The organism is Streptomyces sp. CB02366 (genome assembly GCF_001905905.1).
GTDB lineage: Bacteria > Actinomycetota > Actinomycetes > Streptomycetales > Streptomycetaceae > Streptomyces.
Genome location: NZ_LIVT01000001.1, coordinates 1,045,911 through 1,068,369 on the forward strand (window position 1 = coordinate 1,045,911; position 22,459 = coordinate 1,068,369).

General features: G+C 72.6%; 19 protein-coding genes, 1 pseudogene and 1 CRISPR repeat array. Of the genes and pseudogenes, 8 read left to right on the top strand and 12 right to left on the bottom strand.

The features are described from left to right. Positions 1-14: 14 nt before the first annotated feature. A complete protein-coding gene (locus tag AMK24_RS04620; RefSeq protein WP_073765159.1) occupies positions 15-953 on the bottom strand; it encodes an alpha/beta fold hydrolase in 939 nt (312 codons plus the stop codon). A gap of 876 nt (positions 954-1,829) precedes the next feature. After that, positions 1,830-2,522, bottom strand: coding sequence for a metal-dependent transcriptional regulator (locus AMK24_RS04625; protein WP_073765161.1), 693 nt, complete (start codon positions 2,520-2,522; stop codon positions 1,830-1,832). Positions 2,523-2,788: 266 nt separating this feature from the next. On the opposite strand from AMK24_RS04625, the gene AMK24_RS04630 reads away from it, so the two are divergent. Beyond that, positions 2,789-3,544: an SIS domain-containing protein gene (locus tag AMK24_RS04630; protein WP_073765163.1), complete on the top strand. Its 756-nt coding sequence runs from the start codon at positions 2,789-2,791 to the stop codon at positions 3,542-3,544. A 159-nt stretch (positions 3,545-3,703) separates the two neighbouring features. Here the strand turns inward: AMK24_RS04630 and AMK24_RS04635 are convergent, their stop codons facing one another. Both AMK24_RS04635 and pdxH read right to left on the bottom strand, forming a co-directional pair. Continuing rightward, positions 3,704-5,125: a PAS domain S-box protein gene (locus tag AMK24_RS04635; RefSeq protein WP_073765165.1), complete on the bottom strand. Its 1,422-nt coding sequence runs from the start codon at positions 5,123-5,125 to the stop codon at positions 3,704-3,706. Positions 5,126-5,595: 470 nt separating this feature from the next. Beyond that, on the bottom strand, positions 5,596-6,237 hold the full coding sequence (pdxH, locus tag AMK24_RS04640) for a pyridoxamine 5'-phosphate oxidase (RefSeq protein WP_073765167.1): 642 nt from the start codon (positions 6,235-6,237) through the stop codon (positions 5,596-5,598). A gap of 463 nt (positions 6,238-6,700) precedes the next feature. Between pdxH and AMK24_RS04645 the strand changes: the two genes are divergently transcribed. Together AMK24_RS04645 and AMK24_RS04650 are read left to right on the top strand one after the other, a co-directional pair. Further along, a complete protein-coding gene (locus AMK24_RS04645) occupies positions 6,701-7,804 on the top strand; it encodes a citrate synthase 2 (RefSeq protein WP_073765169.1) in 1,104 nt (367 codons plus the stop codon). Positions 7,805-7,981: 177 nt separating this feature from the next. Beyond that, entirely contained in the window at positions 7,982-8,569 is a 588-nt protein-coding gene (locus tag AMK24_RS04650) for a VOC family protein (protein ID WP_073765171.1), read from the top strand. Positions 8,570-8,645: 76 nt separating this feature from the next. Here AMK24_RS04650 and AMK24_RS04655 read toward each other — a convergent pair whose 3' ends face one another. From AMK24_RS04655 to AMK24_RS34150, 5 genes are all read right to left on the bottom strand, one after another. Then, complete coding sequence (locus tag AMK24_RS04655) at positions 8,646-9,329, bottom strand: SAM-dependent methyltransferase (protein WP_073765173.1); 684 nt, start codon at positions 9,327-9,329, stop codon at positions 8,646-8,648. A 384-nt stretch (positions 9,330-9,713) separates the two neighbouring features. Further along, positions 9,714-11,000: an acyltransferase family protein gene (locus AMK24_RS04660; RefSeq protein WP_079190417.1), complete on the bottom strand. Its 1,287-nt coding sequence runs from the start codon at positions 10,998-11,000 to the stop codon at positions 9,714-9,716. Between the two features lie 901 nt (positions 11,001-11,901). Next, positions 11,902-13,071: a methyltransferase domain-containing protein gene (locus AMK24_RS04665; RefSeq protein WP_079190418.1), complete on the bottom strand. Its 1,170-nt coding sequence runs from the start codon at positions 13,069-13,071 to the stop codon at positions 11,902-11,904. Continuing rightward, positions 13,068-13,199, bottom strand: a complete 132-nt coding sequence (locus tag AMK24_RS35125; RefSeq protein WP_274535061.1) for a hypothetical protein — start codon at positions 13,197-13,199, stop codon at positions 13,068-13,070. Before AMK24_RS35125 ends, AMK24_RS04665 begins: the two co-directional genes overlap by 4 nt. Before the next feature lie 653 nt (positions 13,200-13,852). Continuing rightward, positions 13,853-14,005 carry a hypothetical protein gene (locus tag AMK24_RS34150; protein ID WP_199876365.1) on the bottom strand — a complete coding sequence of 51 codons (153 nt, stop codon included), beginning with the start codon at positions 14,003-14,005 and terminating at the stop codon, positions 13,853-13,855. A 171-nt stretch (positions 14,006-14,176) separates the two neighbouring features. Between AMK24_RS34150 and AMK24_RS35385 the strand changes: the two are divergent. From AMK24_RS35385 to AMK24_RS04695, 5 genes and pseudogenes are all read left to right on the top strand, one after another. Beyond that, positions 14,177-15,254, top strand: a pseudogene (locus tag AMK24_RS35385) (helix-turn-helix domain-containing protein). Between the two features lie 19 nt (positions 15,255-15,273). Further along, a complete protein-coding gene (locus AMK24_RS04680) occupies positions 15,274-15,855 on the top strand; it encodes an HD domain-containing protein (protein WP_073765177.1) in 582 nt (193 codons plus the stop codon). A 446-nt stretch (positions 15,856-16,301) separates the two neighbouring features. After that, entirely contained in the window at positions 16,302-17,441 is a 1,140-nt protein-coding gene (locus AMK24_RS04685; protein ID WP_073765179.1) for a MarR family transcriptional regulator, read from the top strand. A 247-nt stretch (positions 17,442-17,688) separates the two neighbouring features. After that, a CRISPR array of direct repeats spans positions 17,689-18,022; the repeat unit is 29 nt; unit sequence GTGGTCCCCGCGCGTGCGGGGGTGGTCCC. 261 nt (positions 18,023-18,283) lie between these two features. Beyond that, positions 18,284-18,880: a dihydrofolate reductase family protein gene (locus AMK24_RS04690; RefSeq protein WP_073765181.1), complete on the top strand. Its 597-nt coding sequence runs from the start codon at positions 18,284-18,286 to the stop codon at positions 18,878-18,880. A 54-nt stretch (positions 18,881-18,934) separates the two neighbouring features. Further along, positions 18,935-19,420 (top strand): nuclear transport factor 2 family protein, encoded by a 486-nt coding sequence (locus tag AMK24_RS04695; protein ID WP_079190419.1) that lies wholly within the window; start codon positions 18,935-18,937, stop codon positions 19,418-19,420. A 57-nt stretch (positions 19,421-19,477) separates the two neighbouring features. Here AMK24_RS04695 and AMK24_RS04700 read toward each other — a convergent pair whose 3' ends face one another. The 3 genes from AMK24_RS04700 to AMK24_RS04710 are packed head-to-tail and all read right to left on the bottom strand — an operon-like array spanning position 19,478 to position 22,448. After that, a complete protein-coding gene (locus tag AMK24_RS04700) occupies positions 19,478-20,101 on the bottom strand; it encodes a TetR/AcrR family transcriptional regulator (protein ID WP_073765183.1) in 624 nt (207 codons plus the stop codon). Next, positions 20,089-20,868, bottom strand: coding sequence for an enoyl-CoA hydratase family protein (locus AMK24_RS04705; protein WP_073765185.1), 780 nt, complete (start codon positions 20,866-20,868; stop codon positions 20,089-20,091). The genes AMK24_RS04700 and AMK24_RS04705 overlap by 13 nt, the downstream gene beginning before the upstream one ends. Further along, positions 20,865-22,448 (bottom strand): 4-coumarate--CoA ligase family protein, encoded by a 1,584-nt coding sequence (locus tag AMK24_RS04710; protein WP_073765187.1) that lies wholly within the window; start codon positions 22,446-22,448, stop codon positions 20,865-20,867. Before AMK24_RS04710 ends, AMK24_RS04705 begins: the two co-directional genes overlap by 4 nt. Positions 22,449-22,459 lie beyond the last annotated feature (11 nt).

A 22,459-nucleotide genomic window follows, 5' to 3' on the forward strand; every position in this document is an offset into this window, starting at 1 on the left:
GGGCGCCCCCGGCCCTACGGGGCGACCGGCTCCCGGTCGTCCCGGTCCCCCAGGTCGTCCCGGTCGTCGCGGTCCCCCCGGTCGTCGCGGTCGGCCTCGGCCAGCTGGTCCAGGAAGGGTTCCACCGCGGCCCGCCAGCCCTCCGGCTGGTCGTAGTGGAGGAGGTGCCCCGCGTCCGGCACCTCCGCGTACTGGCCGCGCGGCAGGACCCGGACCATCTCTTGGGCCTCGGCCCGGCCCAGCTCCCCGTCGAGGCCGCGCAGCACCAGGGTGGGGCACCGGACCTGGGTCAGCTCCTCCCAGTGGGCGTCGTAGACCCAGGTGGCGCGGGTGTGGAGCATCTGGCGGCGGGAGAAGACGGGCCGCCAGCCGTCCTCCCGCTCGGCCATCACCTCGGCGTAGAACGCGCCGCGCGAGGGGTTGGGCCGCTCCACCCAGGGATCGTCCTCGCCGAACCACTTCCGTACGTCGGCGAGGGTGGCGAACGGCAGCGGCCAGGCGTCGAACCAGTCGCTCCACTCGCGCTGGGAGGCGGCCCCGAGGGCGGAGGCCCGCATGTCGCAGACGACGAGGGCGCGGACGAGGTCGGGGCGCTTGGCGGCGAGCTGCCAGCCGGTGAGCGCTCCCATGGCGTGGCCGATGACGATGACCGGGCCGAGCCCGAGCTGTTCGATCGCGGCCTCGGCGTCGGCGACGTAGGCGTCGCGGGTGTACGGGCCGCCGGCGGGCTTGTCGCTGCGGCCGTGGCCCCGCTGGTCGAGGCCGACCGCCCGGTACCGCTCGGAGAGCCAGCGGGCGGTGGGGGCCCAGTGCGAGGCCCGGCCCATCAGTCCGTGCAGCAGTAAGACCCCGGGCGGCCGGTCCGCCTCGGTGCGCCCCTTGGGCGGCTCGGCGAACTCCCATGCCGCCAGGCGTACGCCGTCGGTACCGGTCACGTCGGTGCGCCGCACCATCGTCCTGGCACCCCCTTCTGGTCCTCGTTCTGGCCGCGATCACCGTATAGTCGCGCCGCCAGGCTATCGAACTTGTATTCGAAAACGGGGTTTCGTCATCCAAGACCCCACGTTCGGGTGACACCGGTCAAGGATTGGCGCCGATCGAGGTGGGGAGATCTTCAGCGGGAGGCGGGCCGCTCGGGGACAGGGGCCTGCGGGAACTGACCTTGAGAGCTCGGGGCTCCAGGTCAGCACAGGGGAGGAACGGCCCCGGCGCCCTCGGACGCCGGGGCCGCCCCCTGTTCGGGGACGGTTCCCGGCACGACGGCTTCCGGCGGCTTCGACAACGATGGCAGACGGCTCCGCCGCGCCCCCCGCACGGGCCGGAACGGCCCCGTCCCCCACGCGGTGGGGGAGGGCTCCCGCGCTGGCCGGGACGGGGGTCCGCGTACGGCTGGGGGAGGACTGCCGTGCACCGGCCGGGATCAGGGCGTTCGGCAGCGCGCCGGTCACCGCGCGGTTCGCGTGACGGTACGACGGGCGCATTCCCCGCTCCCTCCCCGACCGTGCCGACCGGAGCCGGCCGACACCCTCAGGCCCTCTGTCCGGCCTCAGCCTGGCACGGGATCCGCCCGTCCCGCTGCCCATTCGACCGGGAAATCGGCGTCCGCACATCACGGTTGTGTTGCCACCGGGGCACGGACCGGATCGCCGCCGTGCGACGCACGGAGGGCCGCCCCGCGGCGGAACACGTCACCCGGTGGCGGGAGAAGGCCGGCACCGCCCGACGAGGCGTCAACATCGGGCGGGGAGGGCAGCACCCGGCGGCGGATCCTCGCCACCGGGCGCCGGCGGCCGGCCGCGTCCCCGGCCCCGGCGTCCGGTGGCGGCGCGTCAGCGCTTGGCGACGAAGACGTGCGAGGCGACGTCGGCGCCCAGCTCGGCGGCCTCACCGCTGGAGCCGACCAGCACCCCGCCGGGCGACTCGGTCACGCTGACCACGGCCCCCGGCTGCACCCCGGCCCTGCGCAGGGTGTACATCAGCTGGGCGTCGGTCTGGATCGGCTCCCCGATCCGCCGCACCACCACGGTCTTGCCCTCGGCGCCCGGGTCCAGCTCGGCCAGGCTCACCATGGAGGCGTCCAGGAACGGGTCGGCCTCGGCCTGCTCGCCCAGCTCCTCCAGGCCCGGGATGGGGTTCCCGTACGGCGACTCCGTGGGGTGGCGCAGCAGCTCCAGCACCCGCCGCTCCACCGCCTCGCTCATCACGTGCTCCCAACGGCACGCCTCGGCGTGGACCTGCTCCCACTCCAGGCCGATCACGTCCACGAGCAGACACTCGGCGAGCCGGTGCTTGCGCATGACGCGGGTGGCGAGCCGGCGGCCCTCCTCGGTCAGCTCCAGGTGGCGGTCGCCCGCGACCTGGACCAGCCCGTCGCGCTCCATGCGGGCCACCGTCTGACTGACGGTCGGACCGCTCTGGTCCAGCCGTTCGGCGATGCGGGCGCGCATGGGGACCACGCCTTCCTCTTCCAGTTCGAGGATGGTGCGGAGATACATCTCCGTGGTGTCGATCAGTCCGGACATTCGTGCCCCTCGATGCTGTGACTAGAAAACGTCGTGCGATGGCCCTGTGCCAATTCTGACGCATGGGGCCGACAACCGTGCCGCCCGCGTGGAAGACCACCGGAAGAGGGCGCGGGCCCGGCTGCCGGGCGGTATTGACAGCCCACTGGTCCAGACCGCAACGTGATCGGCGGCACCGGCATTCCCGACCCGCCGGACACGCCCCGTCCCGCCCCGCACAGCCATGCCCCACCCCGTCCCCACCCCCGTCGAGAGGGCTCTCCCCGATGAGCGACAGCAAGCTGGCCGGTCAGTTCTTCGATGCGGCGATCGGCCTGCTGACGCGGGTACGGGACGAGGAGGCGGAGAGCATCGGCGCGGCGGGCGCCGCGATCGCGGACACCGTGGAGGCGGGCGGCCGGCTCTTCGCCTTCGGCGCGGGCCACTCCTCGCTGCCCGCCCAGGACGTCGTCTACCGCGCGGGCGGCCTCGCCCTGATGAACCTGCTCGCCGTGCCCGGCACGGTCGGCGTGGACGTCATGCCCGCCACGCTCGGCTCGGCGCTGGAGCGGGTGGACGGCCTCGCCTCGGCCGTCCTGGACTCCAGCCCGGCCACCGCCGGGGACCTCCTGGTGATCGTCTCGCTCTCCGGGCGCAACGCCCTGCCGGTCGAGATGGCGCAGAACGCCCGCGCGCTCGGGCTGAAGGTCATCGGCCTGACCTCGGTCGCCTACGCGGAGAACACCCGGTCCCGGCACGCCTCGGGCGGCTTCCTGCGGGACCACTGCGACATCGTGCTGGACAGCAAGATCGCGATCGGCGACGCGGAGCTGACGGCCCCCGGCGTCGACGCCCCCTTCGCCCCCGCCTCGACCGTGGTGACCAGCGCGATCATGCAGGCGATGCTGGCCGCCGCCGTGGAGCGGCTGGTGGCCCGGGGCGTCGAGCCGCCCATGCTGCGATCGGGCAACGTCGACGGCGGCCACGAGTGGAACGGCCGGATCATGACGGAGTACCGGGACCGGATCTTCTACCGCCACTGAGGCGGCTCCCGCCGCGGAACGGGGCGCGGGGCGCGCGCCGGGGAGGCGTCCGCCGGGTCCGGCGCGTGACCGCTTGCCGGGCTGCCGGACGACCGGGCGACCGGGCTGCCGGGACGACCGGCTCACCGGACCGTCCCGCCCGCCCGCCCCGCGTGCCGCCTACCCCTCCGCCGTCGCCTGCGCCAGGTCCACCGCTCCCGCGACCCGGGCCGCGACCGTCTCCGCGTACGCCGTGTCGGTGCGTTCGAACGCGGCCCGGTTCACCGCGCGGAGGAACGTCAGCACGCCCAGCGTCCGCCCCCGGCTGCGGAGCACCGCGCAGAGCGCGTGCGCCGCGTCCCGGGGCCACCGGCGCTCCAGCGCCCAGGCGGCCGGGTCGGCGGCCCCGGCGGCCCCGCTCGTGCGGACGGTGCCGGTGCGCTCGACCGCCTGGAGCGCGGGGTGGCCGGGGGCGTACCGGGCGGGGATCGCGCCGCCGGAGACCGGCAGGCAGGGGCCCGGGGCGTCGAAGGGCGTGGCGGCCGTACGGACCAGGCGCTCGCCCGCCACCAGGTCGACCAGGACGTGGTCGGCGAACCCGGCGAGCGCGAAGTCCAGCAGGGAGGTCGCCGCCTCCATCGGGTCCTCGCACTCGGAGGCAGTACGGGCGGCCCGGTGCAGCTGGCCCGCCCGGAACCGCAGCCGGTCGGCCTCCTGTTCCGCGGACTTGGCGGCGGTGACGTCCCGGAACAGCCACCCCACCCCCAGCGGAACCGGTTCTTCCGCCAGCGGCGACGCCAGCCGCAGGAACCCGCTGCGCCAGCACCGGCGGCGCTCGCCCTCGGCCGTCCGCAGGGTCACCCACAGCTCGGCCGGAGCGCTCGGGGCGCCTTCGGCGAGGACGTGGTGCAGGGCCGCCTCCAGCTCCTCGACGCCCTGGACCACCAGCTCGCCGAGCGGACGGCCGAGCAGGCGGGCGCGGCTCCCGCCGAGCGCGCGGGCGGCGTACGCGTTGACGACCGTGGGGCGCAGGTCCACGTCGACGAGGACCACGCCCCAGGACGCGTCCTCCAGCAGCGCCTCGCTCAGCGCGATGGCCCGTTCCAGGTCGATCTGGGCGTGCACCTCGCTGAACGCGCAGTAGACCCCGGCCGGTCTCCCGTCCGCGCCGCGCACCCCGGCGGACTGGGTCCGCACCAGCACCCGCCCGCCGTCCTTGCGCAGCAGCGCGAACTCGTGCACCTGCCGTCCCGGCGCGTCCATGGCCGACATCAGCCGGGTCCGCACCTCGTCCGCGTCGGCCCGGCGCACCGCCCAGCCCGCGAAACCGCTCCGGCCCACGGCTTCCTCGGCCGACCAGCCGAGAATCCGTTCGGCCTCGCGGTTCCAGTGGGTGACGGTGCCGGCCGCGTCGAACGCGCAGAGCGCCGCGTCCATGCCGTCGAGCAGGGCGGCCAGCAGCTCGGACCCGGCGGGCGCGCCGGGGAGCCCGTCCCCGCCTGCCGGGGGCCCCGGGGCCGCGGAGCGCCCCGGGGGCCCGCCCCCCGGGTCCTCGTCCGGCCCGATCTCGTCGGTGGTCCCGCTGCTCCTGGAAGCACCCACTCCGCACCCCCCGCAGAACGTGTCGTCCGTCTCGCAGAACGTCCCGGCCGTTTCCCCACGCGTCGCCGCGTGTATCGCCGCACGTCAGACCATTCAACTCGAACGTGACCCACCGCACATCGACTTCTCCGAGACTTCACCGAAAACATCGGTCCGGTCCGGCGAATAAATCGGTTGAACCGCGATCCGGGTGGCTCCTAGGCTGTGGAGCACACAGGAAAGGAGGTGTTCCGGAAGTGATTTCTCTTCGGACTCGTGAGGTGGCTGCGGGCTGACGCCCGTCGTCGCACTCTTTTGCAGTGCAAGGCCGGACGCCGGCCAATTCCCAGCAGTCACCGACCCGCAGGCTCGCCGGTAAGTCCGGCCGGCTCCTCCGTGCACGGAGGACCCAGAGCCTGCGGGTCTCTGCGTTGTCCGGCCCCCGCGCCCCCTCCGGGCCGCGCGAGCCCGGCACGACCCCGACGGGGGCCCTACGGGCAGAGCCGCTCCACCCGCCACGGCCGTCCGTCCGGCCCGTCGTCCTCGCGCACGTACCGCAGCCGGTCGTGCAACCGGTTCTCGTGCCCCTGCCAGAACTCGATCGTCCCGGGCACGACCCGGAAACCTCCCCAGTGCGGCGGGACCGGCACCTTCTCGCCCTCGGGGTAGCGGGCGGCCAGCTCCTCGTACCGGCCGATCAGCTCCTCGCGGGAACCGACGACGGTGGACTGGGCGCTGGCCCACGCGCCGAGCTGGGAGCCGTGCGGACGGGTGCGGAAGTAGGCGACGGTCTCCTCGCGCGAGGTGCGGGCCGCGGTGCCGGTGACGATGACCTGGCGGGCCATCGCGTGCCAGGGGAAGAGCAGCGAGACGTACGGGTTCGCCGCCAGCTCGCGGCCCTTGCGGGAGCCGTAGTTGGTGAAGAAGACGAAGCCCCGGTCGTCGTACTGCTTGAGGAGCACGGTCCGCGAGGACGGGCGGCCCTCCGGGTCGGCGGTGGAGACGACCATCGCGTTGGGCTCGTGCAGCACCCCGCCGACGGCGACCTGGCGGAACCAGCGGGCGAACTGCTCCATCGGGTCGGCGGCGAGATCGCGCTCGGTGAAGTCCTCCGAGCGGTACTGCTCGCGCATGGCCGCCGGATCGGTGGTGGAATCGATACGGGAGCCCCCCGCGGCACCGCGGGGGGCCGGGCCCCCGGCGGAAGGAGTCCGATGGACGGTGTCGGCCTCGGCGCGGGCACCGTGATCCGGTGCGGGCACGGCGCGCTCGTTCGGTGCGGGCACAGCGTGATCCGGAGTCGGCACGGAGTGATCTGGTGTGGGCACGGGCCCATCCTGCCCCAGCGGTCCAGTGTGCCCGGCGGCCAGGTCCCGTAACCGCACGTCGTCGAAAGAGGTCCCTGTGCCGGATGTCACGCTTCCCCGCCCCGTGGGAACCCGCCAATATCGTGGGGCAGGCCCCTGTGGCCTTCGCACAACGGCCGAACGGCCTTCCGCGGACGCCGGGCGCTCCGGGCGCGTACGCCACGGTCGCCGCCGGCCCGGTCGCCGCCTGCCCGCCGCCCGCCGCCCGCCGAACTGAGGGAGCCGCCTGATGTCCGACTTCGTACCCGGTCTTGAGGGAGTCGTCGCATTCGAAACGGAGATCGCCGAACCGGACAAGGAAGGCGGTGCGCTCCGCTATCGCGGGGTGGACATCGAGGACCTGGTCGGCCACGTCTCCTTCGGCAACGTGTGGGGCCTGCTGGTGGACGGGTCGTTCGACCCGGGTCTGCCGGCCGCCGAACCGTTCCCGATCCCCGTGCACTCCGGTGACATCCGCGTGGACGTGCAGTCGGCGCTGGCGATGCTCGCGCCCGTGTGGGGTCTGAAACCGCTGCTGGACATCGACGAGGCGACCGCCCGCGACGACCTGGCGCGGGCCGCGGTGATGGCGCTGTCGTACGTCGCCCAGTCGGCGCGCGGCCAGGGGCTGCCGATGGTCCCGCAGAGCGAGATCGACAAGGCGCACTCCGTGGTCGAGCGGTTCATGATCCGCTGGCGCGGTGAACCGGACCCGAAGCACGTGAAGGCGGTCGACGCGTACTGGACGTCGGCGGCGGAGCACGGCATGAACGCCTCCACCTTCACGGCCCGCGTCATCGCCTCGACCGGTGCGGACGTCGCGGCGGCCCTGTCCGGCGCGGTCGGCGCGATGTCGGGCCCGCTGCACGGCGGGGCCCCCTCCCGGGTCCTCGGCATGATCGAGGAGATCGAGCGGACGGGCGACGCGACGGCGTACGTGAAGCAGGCGCTGGACCGGGGCGAGCGCCTGATGGGCTTCGGACACCGCGTCTACCGCGCCGAGGACCCGCGCGCCCGCGTCCTGCGCCGCACCGCCCGCGAGCTGGCGGCCCCGCGCTTCGAGGTGGCGGAGGCGCTGGAGAAGGCGGCCCTGGAGGAGCTGCACAACCGCCGCCCGGACCGGGTCCTGGCGACGAACGTGGAGTTCTGGGCGGCGATCGTGCTGGACTTCGCGGAGGTCCCGGCGCACATGTTCACGTCGATGTTCACGTGCGCCCGCACGGCCGGGTGGTCGGCGCACATCCTGGAGCAGAAGCGCACGGGCCGCCTGGTGCGCCCCTCGGCGACGTACGTCGGCCCGGGGACGCGGGACCCGCGCGAGATCAGCGGGTACGAGGACATCGTCGCGGGCTGAGGGCCGGGGCGTGTTGCGAAAGGAGCGCCGAGCGGGCGGGACTTTCGCAACACGCCCCGGACGCCCGGTCGGAGAGGGGCGGGCGCGGAGGGGCGGCGCGGTCGCCGGTGAACGTGCCGGTACGGGGTAGACGTACCGGCACGTTTCCGCCGCGTTCCCGGCACGAGGAGGCAGACCATGACCACGCCCCGCCCGTCCCTGACCCTGTCCAGCACGGTGCTCGACGCGCCGGACGCGGCCGAGCTGGCGGACTTCTACCGCCGCCTCCTCGGGTGGGAGACCGTGCAGGAGGAACCGGGCTGGGTGAAGCTGCTCCCGCCCGGCGGCGGTTCCGGCCTGGGCTTCCAGACCGCGAAGCCGTACACGCCCCCGGTCTGGCCCGCCGCGCCGGGCGACCAACTGATGATGCTGCACCTGGACTTCGAGGTGATCGACCTGGAGGCGGGCGTGGCCCACGCGGTCGCGGAGGGCGCGCGGCCGGCGGACTTCCAGCCGCAGCACGACGTACGGGTGCTGTTCGATCCGGCGGGCCACCCGTTCTGCCTGTTCGTGAGCGACGGGACGCCGGGCGAGCCGCCCGCGATCAGCCCGGAGTGGGTGGCCGAGCAGACCCGCGAGATCGCGGAGCAGGACCGGGTGACGATCCAGGACGCGGTGGCTCCGGACCCTGCGGACCGCCCGGCGGGCCCGGTGGACCGCCCGGCGGGCCCGGTGGACCGCCCGGTGGGCACGGCGGGGCGGGCCGAGCCGGACGCCCTGTCGTGACGTGGGGACGTGGACGTGGTGACTCCGACCGGGCACCGGGCGGCCGTCGCCGGACACGCGGTCGTACCGGCGCGGCTCAGACCTCGCCCCGGTGGCGGCGGACGGCGATGACGTTGTCGGTGACGGTCGCGGTCTGACCGCCGGGCCCGACGGCGGTGCGCCGGGGCGCGTCGCAGCGCTCGGTGCGCCATCCGTCGTCGAGCCGCAGGGAGGCGCGTACCTCGTCGGGGCTGGGGAACCGCACCTCCTCCTCACCGTCCCGCCACGACCAGGGGGCGAGCGAGGCGTGTTCCACCAGCACGAGGAGGCCGCCGGGGGCGACGGCTTCGGCGGCACGGCGGAGCACCCGGTCGCGGGGGATCTCCACAGGGGTGTGGAAATAGCTGGCGGTGACCAGGTCGAAGGCCCCCTCGGGGAAGGACCGGGCGAGGTCGTGCCGATCGGGGTGGACGCGGTCGGTGAGCCCGGCCTCGGCGGCTCCGGCGGCGACCCGGGCCAGGGCGGTCGCGGAGACGTCGACGGCGGTGACGTCCCAGCCGCGCGAGGCGAGCCAGAGCGCGTCGCCGCCGTGCCCGCAGCCGAGGTCGAGCGCACGACCGCCGCCGGTCGGCCCGGGGGCCAGGGCGGTGACGACCTCGGCGAGGACGGCGTTGGGGCGGGTGCCCCACTGCGGATCGGCTCCGGCGTAGTGGTTCTCCCAGAACGTGACGGAGTCGGTGGTACCGGCGGCGCCCGGGGGACGGGCGGTGTCGCTGCTCATGACGGTCCCCTTGTCGTTTTCGGTGGGCGGCGGACGTGGCCCCGGCTCCGCAGGGCACTCTCCGCCTTCGGGACGAAGGTGCGCCGCACCCTGCCGCTCTTGCAAATTCCCATGCGGTTTCGGCAACTCGGGATGCGCACGGAGACGTACGGGAGACGTACGGGAGACGCTGTGAACGCAGCGGAACAGCCGCGAACGCAACGGAACAGCCGGTCCCGGCCTCGGTCTCCCGGCGACCGTTCCGGACCCGGGCAAGCTCGGACCGCCGAACCGGCCCAGTCGGGGCCGAACCGGTCGGGGTCGAGGGGGCCCGGACCGAGGTGGCCCGGACTGAGGTGGTCCGGACCGAGGTGGTCCGGACCGAGGTGGTCGTGGTCGAGCCGGTCATGAACGAGCCGTTCCGCCTATTCCCACCCCCGCTCCCGCCCCCACCAGCTCGGCACGCCCTCGCTGCCCGGCTTCCCCGGGCTCGTCTCCCGTACCGCTCGACTCGCCCGCCCCACGACCCCGTTCGGCGGGATGCAGGGCGGCCGTGAGACGGCGGCGGAACCGGTGGCCGAGCCTGTGGTCCACGAAGCGTTCCAGCGCGGCGGCGAGCAGCATGCAGAAGGTGAGACCGAGGACGATGGCGGGGAGCAGGCCGATTCCGGAGACGTTCTCCAGGATGCCGCGGGTGACGGGGACGCCCAGGCTCTGGTGGACCAGGTAGAAGGGGTAGGTCAGGGCTCCCGCGTAGACGAGGGGGCGCCATCGGAGATGCCGGAGGGGCCCCGGGCCGGCCAGGAAGAGCAGGCCGAGGCAACCGGTGAGGACCGCCGCGCTGACGGCCCAATCGGTACCGGGGTGCGCGACGACGCGGTCGTTCAGGACGGTCAGGGCGTAGCACCAGGCGAAGCCGAGCAGTAGCCACAGCAGCAGGTTCGGGCCGTAGCGGTACATCAGGTACACGGCGATACCGGCCACGAAGAGTCCGGCGTACTCACCGAGGAGGACGGCGTCGAGGACGACGGAGTCCAGTTCGCGCCCCATGGCGGCGAGCGTGAGCCAGAGGAACCCGAAGGCGATGACGCGCCGGTAGGTCAGTCCGATCAGCAGCAGGCCGCCCATGAGCAGGTAGAAGCGGGCTTCCACCCACAGGGTCCAGGCCACCCCGGCGGTGAAGGGGACTCCGAGGGCGCTCGGGATCATCGTCAGGTTGCCCAGGGTCGTGCGCAGGTCGGTGGGGGCGCCCCAGCGCTGGCCCGCGAACGTGGCGACGACACCGGCGGCGACGATGAGCAGGACCACGGCCCAGTAGACCGGGAACAGCCGGCAGATGCGGGAGACCGCGAACTGCCCCGGGGAGCGGCCCCAGCAGGACATGCAGATGACGAAGCCGCTGATCAGGAAGAACGCCTCGACCCCGAGCCAGCCGTACCCGCTGACCGGATGCAGGGCGGGCGCGACGGCGGACAGGTCGTGTGCGGGGTCGGCGCCCCAGAAGTCACGCGTGGGGGTGCCCACGAAGTGGTAGGCCGCCACGGCTATCGCCGCCAGCAACCGCAGCCCGTCGACGGCGGCCAGACGCCCGCCCCCGTACGCGGCGCGGGGCCTCCCCCACCCTCTCGACCACCGTCGCGCCTTCCTGACGGTGGGAGACGGGCGAGGGCCGGGCGCGGCGAGGGCAGGCATGCGTGGTGACTCCTGGGACGAACACGGGGACGGCCGACCGAGGGGCCCGGGAGGGAAGCACCGGGCGATGGCTGCGTGTTACCGGCAAGCCCTCGGCTGACGGTTGGCCGAAGTTGACGCCTTGAAGTCTGGCCGCGCCCCGGCCCCGAGGTCGTCCCCCGAGGAGCCGAACCGACAACTCCCCGAAAGTGCCACAGCCCGCCCGCCCGCACCCGCCGGAAGTGCTACCGACCGGCGTCCCCCTTCGGACCGAGCAGAGGGGGGGAGCGGTCGACGCGAGCACCGAAACAGACGTCCCCAACGGCCTTGGCCACGCCCGCTGCACGGGACCACGCGATGGGCGAACCGGGGTCCCGGCGGGTCCATCGGAAGGCAGAATGGGGTCTGTCGAGCCGCTCCCTTGAAGATGACCCCTTTGAAGGAGAAGAACCCACATGTCCCATTCTCAAGAAGTAAGCAAAAACAGCCTCGTCGCTTGATAGACCCGCAGGTCACGAAGGGTGCTCCCCGCGCGTGCGGGGGTGGTCCGTTGCCGCAGCACACGTTGTAGACGTCGGTCACGTGCTCCCCGCGCGTGCGGGGGTGGTCCGACCCAGTCCGGCAGCATCACCGTGGAGCAGGCGTGCTCCCCGCGCGTGCGGGGGTGGTCCCGTCGCCGCGGCGCCGGACAGCAGCGCCTCCCGGTGCTCCCCGCGCGTGCGGGGGTGGCCCCTTGGCCGAGCACACCGCCCCGGACACCCCGCAGGCACTCCCCGGCTCCCCCGACAACCCGCTTCCCGAGAAACACCTCAGCCCCGCACGCGCGGCGACAGCCCCGTGCAGCTCGGCGCGACGACGCGGCACCACCTGTGCTCCCCCGCGCGCGGGAATGGTCCTGGGCGGGCAAGGTCCCCTCGGGCGGTCAGTCGCGTTCGTCGCGTACGCGGGCCCGTACGCGTGGTACCGGACTCGCCCCGCGTGGGTACTGCCCCTTGCCGGTCCCGATGACATCGGTCGGATCCCGCAGCCAGACCTGCTGGCCCCGGTCGGTCACGGTCAGCCCGAACTCCTCGGCGGTGGGCCGGCCCGCCGCCTCGTACTCCCACCAGGTCTGCTCGATCTCCTCCCACACCAGCCCGACCCCGTACTGCCACACCTCCTCCCCCGACGCGGTCGTCGCCCCGCCACCGTTCTCACGCGTCACCCACACCCGCACCCCGCCGTCAGGAAGCCCTTGGTGGACCATCCGGACACCGGGCAGCCGTGCCCCTGCGAACAACGCGAACCCGAGGTCCAACAAACGAGCCGGATCCAGACCCGCCGCACGCGCCCGCCCCTTCCCCCGCACCTCGTGGAGATCGGGCACACGGTGGGACCGCATCGACATGTACATGGCCCCGCCGCAGAACGGCCCCATCGCGCTGCCGTCCCCCTGAACGCGCAGCCGGACCAACGCCCCCGACCAGAACTGCCGGGCCAGCGGCGCCACCACCACTCCACCGGGCCGTACCTGCCGCAGCAGCGCGTACGGGACGAACCGCAACGCACACGTCACGATCAACCGGTCCACCAACCCCAGCCCCGGCCACGGCTGCTCGCCGTCCCCGACCCGCAGACGCGGCCGATACCCGGCCCGGGCCAAGGCGGCGGTCGCCTGCCGGGCCACGACGGGGTCCACCTCGACGCTGTGGACCAGGTCGTCCCCGAGCCGTTCGCACAGCAACGCGGCGACGTACCCCGTTCCGGTCCCGATCTCCAGCACCCGGTTGCCGTCCTCCACATCGAGCAACCCGAGCATCCGGGCCACCATCGACGGCATCGAGTTCGACGACGTCGCCACACCGGGCCCGCCCTCCGCCCCGTCGTCGAGCTGCGTCACCACCGGCTCATCACTGTTCACCAACGCCGACCACGCGTCCGGCCCCACTACCGGCACACACCGGTCGGGCAACTGACGCCAGACATCGGGCGGAATGAACCCGCTACGCGGAACGGCCTCGAACACCTGCCGCCACCGGCCGTCCAGCAGACCGCGATCGGCCAACTCCCGCACCAGATCCGTATACGTACGCACCTCAGGGCCGCCGCTCACGACTGCGGGACGAACTGCGGGCGGCTGCCGTCCGGAGACGGCTTCGGCTCCTGGGGCGGCGTCCACGGCTTGTCCGACGGAGGCCCACCGTGCTTCCCCGCCTCGGCCGGAACCCTCTGAGCAGTCATCGTCCATCTCCTCTGTTGTTCGCTTCATCCGACCGGCTCGCGGAACGGCCGAGCCGGTAGATCCCGTACGGCGGAAAGAGCTCGCCCCGGCACGGACAACCGCCCTCCGCACACGCCCGGCACAACAGGTCCCGTCCACGAGCCGTGTGCCGCACAGCGGTCACCGGGACACGCCAACACGCCTCACACGTACGCACATCCGTGACCGAGAGGTTCACCGTCATCCGACATCCCGCAGGGCCGTCGCAGCCACGTGACACGGGCAGACGCACTCCGGAAGACGGCACACCGCATGCACGTCGGCCAGATCCGTGACCGACCCACTGCGGCACACCACACTGCACGGACCGTCCGCCCCCACCGACAAAGCGTCCAGGGCCACGACCGCCCCTCCGGACACATCAGCAGCGGTGACCGGCTCGCCCCGCCACAACCACGTCACGCCACGCTCCGCGCAGTACGCCGCCGCCCCCTCCTCGACCGGAAAACCGTGCGCGCCCCCGTCCACGCAACACCTCACCCCCGCCTCGCCTCCCGCCACGCCCGCCCCAAACCCACAGCGGTCGCACACGAAACCCCGGCACGGCACGTGGGGCAGTGCTGGGTGTGCCCGACCCACCTTCGATAGACAGCGTCTTCCTGGAGGGCGGTCTTCACGGAGTACCGCCGGCGCACATGGGGCACTCACAGGCGGGGAACTGGTGGGTGTACTCCGGTTCGTCGAGAGGGATCACCTCGGTTTCCGGTCGGAGCACCTGAGTACGGCCCTCACGGTCCACCTCGTACACCTTGATCGTCATCGGCACGACAGACGCCTTCCACTACCCTCAGTTGCGGTTCGTCACTGTTCCTAGACGGTACGGAGCAGGGACTGCCGCTTGAACTGACCGCGAGTACGGGTGCCCGGTCGGGGTCGACGGGCAAAGGGGGGCACTATGGGCACCGGACCACGCGCAGGGCTGACCAGTGGTCGGGGAATGCCGGCGCGCCGCCGAAACGGCATCGTGTCGGGGTATGTATTCCGGCTGATCCGAGAGCAGGTGGCTCACACTCAGGAGGCCCTTGCGGAGCGGTTGCGGATTTCGCCCGACACGGTGGCAGGTTGGGAATCGGGACGTCGCCCGTTGGCCGCAGTGCCGGTCGGGCAGATGCTCGTCCACCGCCCTCGGCTCCTACGACTGGGCAGTTCACCAGCGCTGCTCCTGACGCTGGAGCGGGCGACGGAGGCCGACGTACTGCTGGGCGTCCGCCCTCAGCACGGACGCCCTCAGTGAGGACAGTCCGATCGGCGCGTGGGTCATGCAGCGGGAACTGGTGGAGGTGCTGTGCTGGCCGCTCAATGGTGTGACTCCGACACCGTTACGAGACCTGCCTGGCCCTCCGCGTCCACGCAGGGGCCCCGTACCCCTGGGGCCAAAGCTTTCCGCTGGTGACCGCAGGCTCTTCTTCAACCGAATGCGCCAAGCAGCGGAACGAGCACATGGTAGGGACGGCTTCCTGCTGCGACGGCAAGCCCTTTACCTGGCTGGTTACGACGACGCGTCCGATACGTCCGACTGGCTGGCCCAGCAGCAACGGACCGAGCACCCGGACGATTGGCTGACCGGCTGGCTCAACGCGCGCTCGGTCGCGGCCGTCGCCGCCCGGCAGGGCGACCGGGATCGGATGAGGCACTTCATCAAGGGGACGCTGGCCGAGGATGACGCAAGTGAGGTCGCGAACCTGAACTACTGGGCGTACTGGATCGGCGAAGCGCCCCATATCCAACTGTCCGATGACTTCATCGCCGCCTCGTCGCCGGGGCCGTGGCCCGGCGACAAGCTGATGCGCCACCTGGTGCGGGGGCTGACCCCGGAACACGGATTCTTCGACCTGAACGTTCATACCCTGTGGTCCCTTCTCACCGCTCGTCCGAACCTGCTACGTCCCGGAACCATGAGCGGGAACGAACTGCGCGCATCCCTGCCGGTGATGTTGGATAGCCGGGAGCTGTCGGCACAGGCACGCCGGGAGTTGGAGAGCATCCGGTACGCAATCCGCCTCGCTGAGGCGTGAGACCTGAGAGGAGAGGGTCGTGAGCGATGACCTGTCCGCGGTGGGCCGCTTTCTGTACGAGGCGGGCACGCTCAAGCAGGCGCGGCGCACCGGCTGGTGGATGGCCGGGGTACGCGACCCCGAGAGCGTGGCCGAGCACTCCTGGCGTACGGCGCTGATCGCCACGATCATCGCGAAACTGGAGGGAGCGGACCCCGCCCGCGCCGCGTACCTCGCTGTCTGGCACGACACCCAGGAGAGCCGGACCGGGGATGTGAACCACCTCGGCAAGAAGTACGCGCCCGCAGGCGACCCCGAGGAGGTGACCGCCGACCAAACGGCGGGCATGCCGGAGGTGCTGGCCTCGGCGGTACGTGAGCTGGTCGCGGAGTACGAGGCGAAGGAGTCGCCGGAGGCGGTCTGCGCCCGGGACGCGGACAAGCTGGAGTGCATGCTCCAGGGCATCGAGTACAAGGCGCAGGGCTACGAGAACGCCCAGCGGTGGATCGACAACAGCCGCCGCAGACTCACCACCGCCACGGCCAACCGCCTGGCAGACGAACTCCTGGCTCAGGACAGCCTCGACTGGCTCCGCGACGCCGTGGGCGAAGGCAAACGGTAGGCCTCCCGAAGCTCGGATCGTGAGCCCCGAGCTTCGGGATCAGAGTTTCGAGCTTCGGGCTTCGGGGTCAGGTGTTGGTCGGGCCACTCGTTCGGAGTACGGGAACGGGGACTGCGGCCCGAAGCTCGGGTTCCGGGACTCGGGCGTCGGGATACGAGTCCCGAGACCCGAGCGCCTTCTTTAACCGGTAGGGAAAGAAGGGGGGTTAAAGGAAAACCTCCCCGCCCTCCCCACCCCGTCACGGCCAGCAAGTATGACTAATGGTGACAGCTTGCGGCGCAGTGTGACGACTGTCTACGGTGCGAGAACCAAAACGACCCCGACACGGTGGTAGGACACCGGGCCAGGGTCTAACCGCAAGATCGTTACCCAAGAAAGTCGATCCCGTGGCTACTCAGCACCTTAGCTCTGCCCCGCCCGCTCCAGCAGCCTCACACGCCTACCCAATGGCCAGTCCGGGTTACGGCAAGCGCTCCGCCCCGGACCAACGCCCCCGCTCCCGCGACGACTTCGCGTTACTCCCGGTTCGTGAGCGGTATGTGGCCGGCTTCGTCGACCACCTCCCCGAGGGCTCGGCGATGAGCGTGAAGCAACTGGCCAAGCAACTCCCGCTCTACGGCCAGCAGGCCATCAGCACCTCCCTGTCCGCCCTGTCCATCGCAGGCCACTTGCGCCGCGTACGGCGCCCGGTCGGAGACGGGGAGCAAGTCCGTTGGGTCTACCGCACGTTCTGGTCCCGCACCGCGCGCGACAACGAGTGGTGGAACACCTACCTCACCACCGAGAACGCCGCGCAATCCGCAGCCCCGATCGGGCCGGAAGCGCCTTCTTCCGACGCGGCGCCGCCGCCGTGGGCCCCAGCCGAGGAATCGTCATCGTCATCGCCTTCGGAGACCCCGGCCGCAGACCAGGCACCTGAAACCACCACCGCCCCGCAGGAGCGGGCCCCGCAGCAGGCCCCCGAAGCGCACCGACTCCAGGGCAGCGAACCTGAACCGTCCACACGGGACATGGCTCACGCGAAACCCACCCGGAGCGCAGAGCACGCGTCACGGGCCCGAGACGTTGCCCCCACGCCGCCTGCCCCGGCGGCCCTCCGCGCCTTCCCTGAACCCGCCGCCCCCTCCCCCGCCTACCTCGCCCTGGCCCGCCTGGGCCGGGACGACCACCGTCTCGCCCTCTCCGCCGCCGACTGCGCCGCCCTGGAACCACTGGCAACGCAATGGCTCGCACGAGGTGTCGGCATCGACTACCTCACCAGCGCCCTCACCGCAGGGCTCCCCGCGCAGGTCGACTCCCCCGCCGGCCTCCTCCGCCGCCGTCTCACCGACAAAATGCCGCCCTACTTCCCCATCGCAGAACCCACCCCAACCAACGCCTCGGCCCCCGCACCAGCCCGCCGCATCCTCATCGAATGCACCCACTGCGGACGCCCCGGCCGTCCGGAAGCGCTCCCGGACGGCCTCTGCCGCCCCTGCCACCACAACCACACTCATGGCAGCGACACCACCACACCCACCCCCACCGAAATCGCCGCCGTCAAAGCCCACATGGCCAACCTCCGCACCCTCCTCAAACCTGTGTGACCCCGCCCCCGGGGCCTCACCCAGGGGCAGGCCAGGGGCCCCACAGCTCACACCCAGGACCACGCCTACGGGGCGCGGAGTCCCGCCCCTTACGTCGAAGCCGGACCGACCAGGCTGACCAAGAGGCAGAATGACATCGACCGAACCACACGCTTGACCGTTTCGCGCCAGAGGGCCAGATATGCCGATTTCTCAAGAAGTAAGTAAAAACCGCCACCCCGCCACCTAAACCCGCAGGTCACGAACTGTGGTCCCCGCGCGTGCGGGGGTGGTCCCGCGTCGACCGACCGGCAGCAGCCCCGGGAGCCGTGGTCCCCGCGCGTGCGGGGGTGGTCCCAGGGTGCCGAGGGCCAGGCCGCCCTTGCGGAGGTGGTCCCCGCGCGTGCGGGGGTGGTCCCGGCGCGTCCGGCGACACCGAGACCACCGAGGAGTGGTCCCCGCGCGTGCGGGGGTGGTCCCAGGCTCCCGCTCAGGGGAAGGGGATGCAGACCGTGGTCCCCGCGCGTGCGGGGGTGGTCCCTGGTTCCGCCCCGTGGGCCCGCGCCTGGCCGGGTGGCCCCCGCGCATACGGGGGTGGTCCCGGGTTCAGCAAGGCGTCCTCGACGCCGACGAAGTGGTCCCCGCCCTGCCCGCTTGTTCCCCTCTCCGGGCTCACCGCGCTCGTCCGCCCGGGTGGTAACGTCCGGCGCCCTGCCCCCGCGCGACCGCCTGGGGGAAGCCGGACAGCGCGAGAACGAAGTGAGCGGTGACCGGTGACGGGGACAGGGCGGCCGGGGTCGGTGGGGGCCGCCTCGGGGGGTGGTCCGTCTCCGAGCGGCGAACGCGTTGAAGGGGAGCAGCACATGGGGCAGCTGACGGTGGTCAACTTCGTGTCGCTCGACGGCGTCATGCAGTCGGTCCTCTCCGCCGACGAGGACCGGGAGGGCGGTTTCGACCAAGGCGGCTGGGTGCTGCCCTACGTCGACGCGATGGTCGAACGGTTCATGAGCGACGCCACCACCGGCGCCGGAGCCCTGCTCCTGGGGCGCAGGACGTACGAGATCTTCGCCGCCACCTGGCCCTACGCCGACCGGAGCGACCCGGCGGTGGCCGCGATGAACGCGATGCCCAAGTACGTTGCTTCCCGCACGCTGGGGAACGACGGCCTCACCTGGGCGAACTCCGTCCTCCTCGGCCCCGATCTCCCGGCGGAGGTCCGCCGGATCAAGGGCGCCTCCGCGCGCGGGACGGTGGTGCTGGGGAGCGGGGGGCTGCTTGCGTCGCTGATCGAGCACGACCTCGTCGACGAGTACCGGCTGCTGGTCTTCCCCCTCCTCCTCGGCAGCGGCAAGCGGCTCTTCACCGGGGGCGCGGGCCCCCGCCGCCTGACGCTCACCGGCACGCGGGCGACGCCGTCCGGCGTGCTGATCACCACCTACCGCCGCCCCGAGGCAGGGTGAGTCCTCCCCGATATCGGGGCGCGCTGCCGGGGCCCCCTCGGTGACCATGAACGGATGAGTCAGGACACCACAGACGTGGACGCCGCCATCCAGGGTGAACTGCGGTTGCTCGACCCCGCCGTGCGCCTCTCCCGGTCGGCCGCCGAGGCGCTGCTCGATCCGGAGTTCGTGGAGGTCGGCGCTTCCGGGAGGCGGTGGACGTACGAGGAGATGCTCGCCGCGCTCCCCGAGCTGGACGGCGGGGACGTGGACGGGCCGCGTTTCGAGCCCTCGGGGATGGCCGGGGTGGTGCTGGGGCCCGGGCTGGTGCACCTCACGTACGAGTGCGTCATCGGCGGGGCGCGTTCCCGGCGGAGTTCGCTGTGGCGTCGCGTGGAGGGAGAAGGCTCCTGGCGGTTGTACTACCACCAGGGGACGCCTGTACCGGACGCGAACGCCGAGAGCGCACCCGGCCAGGAGGCAGTCGGCCAGTGCGCAGCCGACCAGGGCGGAGTCGGCCGGAGCACGGCCGGCCAGAGCGCAGTCGGCCAGGACGTGTAGGGCTTCCGGCCCTCGTGCGTGCCGGGAGCCCGGCTCCGCGCGGTGCCGGAGCGCGTCTCACCCCAGCCCCTCCTCCACCAGTGCCGCCCACTGGGCCACCACCCGCGCCCGGCGGGCCGTGTCGTCGGTGAGGAGGTTGGCCAGGCCGAGGCCGCGGGCCATGTCCAGGAGGCCCTGGACCGTTTCGCGGGCGCCGGGGCGGGACTCGTCCGCGCCCAGGAGTTCGACGGCGATCCGGTGGGTCTCGCGGCCCACCCGCGCCTCCAGCTCCGTGACGCGCGGCCGGAGCTGGGGCTCGTTGGAGGCGGCCACCCAGAGCTGGAGGGCCGCCCGGAACAGCGGGCCCGTGTAGAGGTCGACCAGGGCGGCGACCACCTCGGCGCGGCCCTGGACGGGGAGGGCGCGCAGGGCGGCGGACCGTTCCTCGGCGACGTACTCCACCGCCCCCGTGAACAGGTCCTCCCGGGTCGGGAAGTGGTGCTGCGCCGCGCCGCGCGAGACGCCGGCCCGTTCCGCGACGACGGAGACGGTGGAGCCCGCCCAGCCGTGTTCGGCCAGGCAGGCCACCGCGGCCTCCAGGAGCCGCTGCCGGGTGGCCCGGCTGCGGTCCTGCTTGGGCGCGTGCACCGCCTTGGATGCGGAAGAGGAGGGGGAGGAAGTGGAGGAAGTCACCGCACCCATGCCGGATCCCGTCGTTCGAGGAAGGCCGTCATCCCCTCCCTCGCCTCGTCGGAGGCGAACAACGCGGCGGAGCGGGCGATGAGGTCTTCGGCGTACTGGTCGAAGCTTCTCAGCACCGTAGCCGTGACCAGCTCCTTCGACGCGGCCAGCCCCTGCGGGGAGGCCCGCCGCAGCCCGTCCAGGATGGGGGCGAGCGCCTTGTCGACGTCCTTGACGCCCTCGACGCCCTCAACGTCCTTGACGCCCTCGGCGGACCCGGCGGCCTCGGTGATCAGCGAGATCCTGGCCGCCTCCGCCGCGCCGAACCGTTCACCGGTGAGGTAGTAGCGGTGCGCGGCCGTACGGTCCAGGCGCGGGAGCAGCGTCAGGGAGATCACCGCCGGGGCCAGGCCCAGGCGCGATTCCGTCAGGGCGAACGAGGACGCCCCGCCCGCCACCGCGATGTCGCAGGCCGCCAGCAGGCCGAGGCCGCCCGCGCGGACGTGGCCGTCCACCCGGGCCACCACCGGTTTCGGCAGCGCCACGATCTCCCGCATCAGGCCGACGAACGCCTCCGGGTCCGGCGGCGCCGTCAGGTCCGCCCCGGCGCAGAACGTCGTGCCGGTGTGGGTGAGCAGCACCGCCCGTACGGTGTCGTCCGCCGCGCAGGCCGCCAGCGCCTCCCGCAACGCGCCGACCAGCTCCGCCGAGAGCGCGTTGCGGTTGGCCGGGGAGTCCAGCGTCAGGGTGGCGATGCCCCGCTCCTCCGTACGTACGATCAGCGTCACGGTTCCTCCGTCTTCTCCCGGTCGCGCAGTTCGCGCCGGAGGATCTTGCCGGAGGCGGCCCGGGGCACCGCCTCGATGAATTCGGCCCGCCGCACCTTCTTGTACGGGGAGACGCGTTCGGCGACGTACGCCATGACGTCGTCCTCGCTCAGTCCGTCCGCGCCCGGGGCCCGGACCAGGAACGCCTTGGGGACCTCGTTGCCCTCGGCGTCGTACACCCCGATCACCGCCGCGTCCGCGACCTGGTCGTGGGTCAGCAGCAGGGCCTCCAGTTCGGCGGGGGCGACCTGGTAGCCCTTGTACTTGATCAGCTCCTTGACCCGGTCGACGACGAACAGCCAGCCGTCCTCGTCGACCCGCCCGACGTCGCCCGTGTGCACCCAGCCGTCCGCGTCGACCATGCCGGCGGTGGCGTCAGGGCGGTTGAGGTAGCCCTTCATCACCTGCGGGCCCCGGATCAGGATCTCGCCGTCCGCTCCGGGCTCCGCGTCCTTCGCCGGGTCCTCCAGCGACACGATCCGCATCTCGGTGTTGGGCAGGAGCTTGCCGACGGTGCCGGGCGGGGGCTGTTCGACGGAGAGCGGCACCACGTGCGTGCCCGGCGACAGCTCGGTCATCCCGTACGCCTGCCGCACCGGCGGCAGGCCGAGCCGGGCCGAGCAGGCGGCGGCCAGCTCGGCGTCGAGCGGGGCGGCGGCGGAGACGATGTACCGGAGCGAGGAGAGGTCGTACTCCCCCACCAGCGGGTGTTTCGCCAGCGCCAGCACGATCGGCGGGGCCACGTACAGGCCGGAGATGCGGTGCGTCTGGATGGCCTCCAGGAACTGCGCCAGGTCGAAGCGGGGCAGCACGACGACCGTGGCGCCGCAGCGCAGCGGGGCGTTCATGAGCGCGGTCAGGCCGTAGATGTGGAAGAAGGGCAGCACCGCCAGGATGCGGTCGCCCTCGCCCATCGGGATGAACGGTCTCAGCTGTTCCAGGTTGGTCGCGATCGACCGGTGCGTCAGCATCACGCCCTTGGGCGCGCCCGTCGTCCCGGAGCTGTAGGGGAGGGCGGCGACGTCCTCGCCGGGGTCGATGGCGACCTCCGGTTCGGGGGCGGTGGAGGACAGCATGTCGAGGACGGAGGTGTGGCCCTCCGCCTGGTCGCAGACGTAGATCTCCCGTATACCGCCCGCGAGTTCGGCAGCGCGGCGGGCGGTCGCCAGGAGCGGGGAGACGGTCACGATCCACCGGGCCCCGCTGTCCGTGAGCTGTTTGGCGAACTCCTCGGGTGTGGCCAGCGGGTGGACCGTGGTGACGGAGGCCCCGGCGCGGGTGGCCCCGTAGAACACGGCGGGGTAGGCGATGGTGTTGGGGCTGTGCAGGGCGAGGACGTCGCCCTTTCCGAGCCCGGCCTCCGCGAGCGCGGCGGCGATCCGTCGGTGGAAGCCGTCGAGTTGGGCGTACGTGAGGGACATGCCGTTCGTCCCGTCGATCAGGGCGACGGCGTCGCCCAACTCGGCGGCCCCGCCGAGGACCGCGTCGTGGATGGGCGTGTCGAGGGCCGGTACCTCTGTGTACTCGCTGCGGAACACCATGGCGGTCCCCT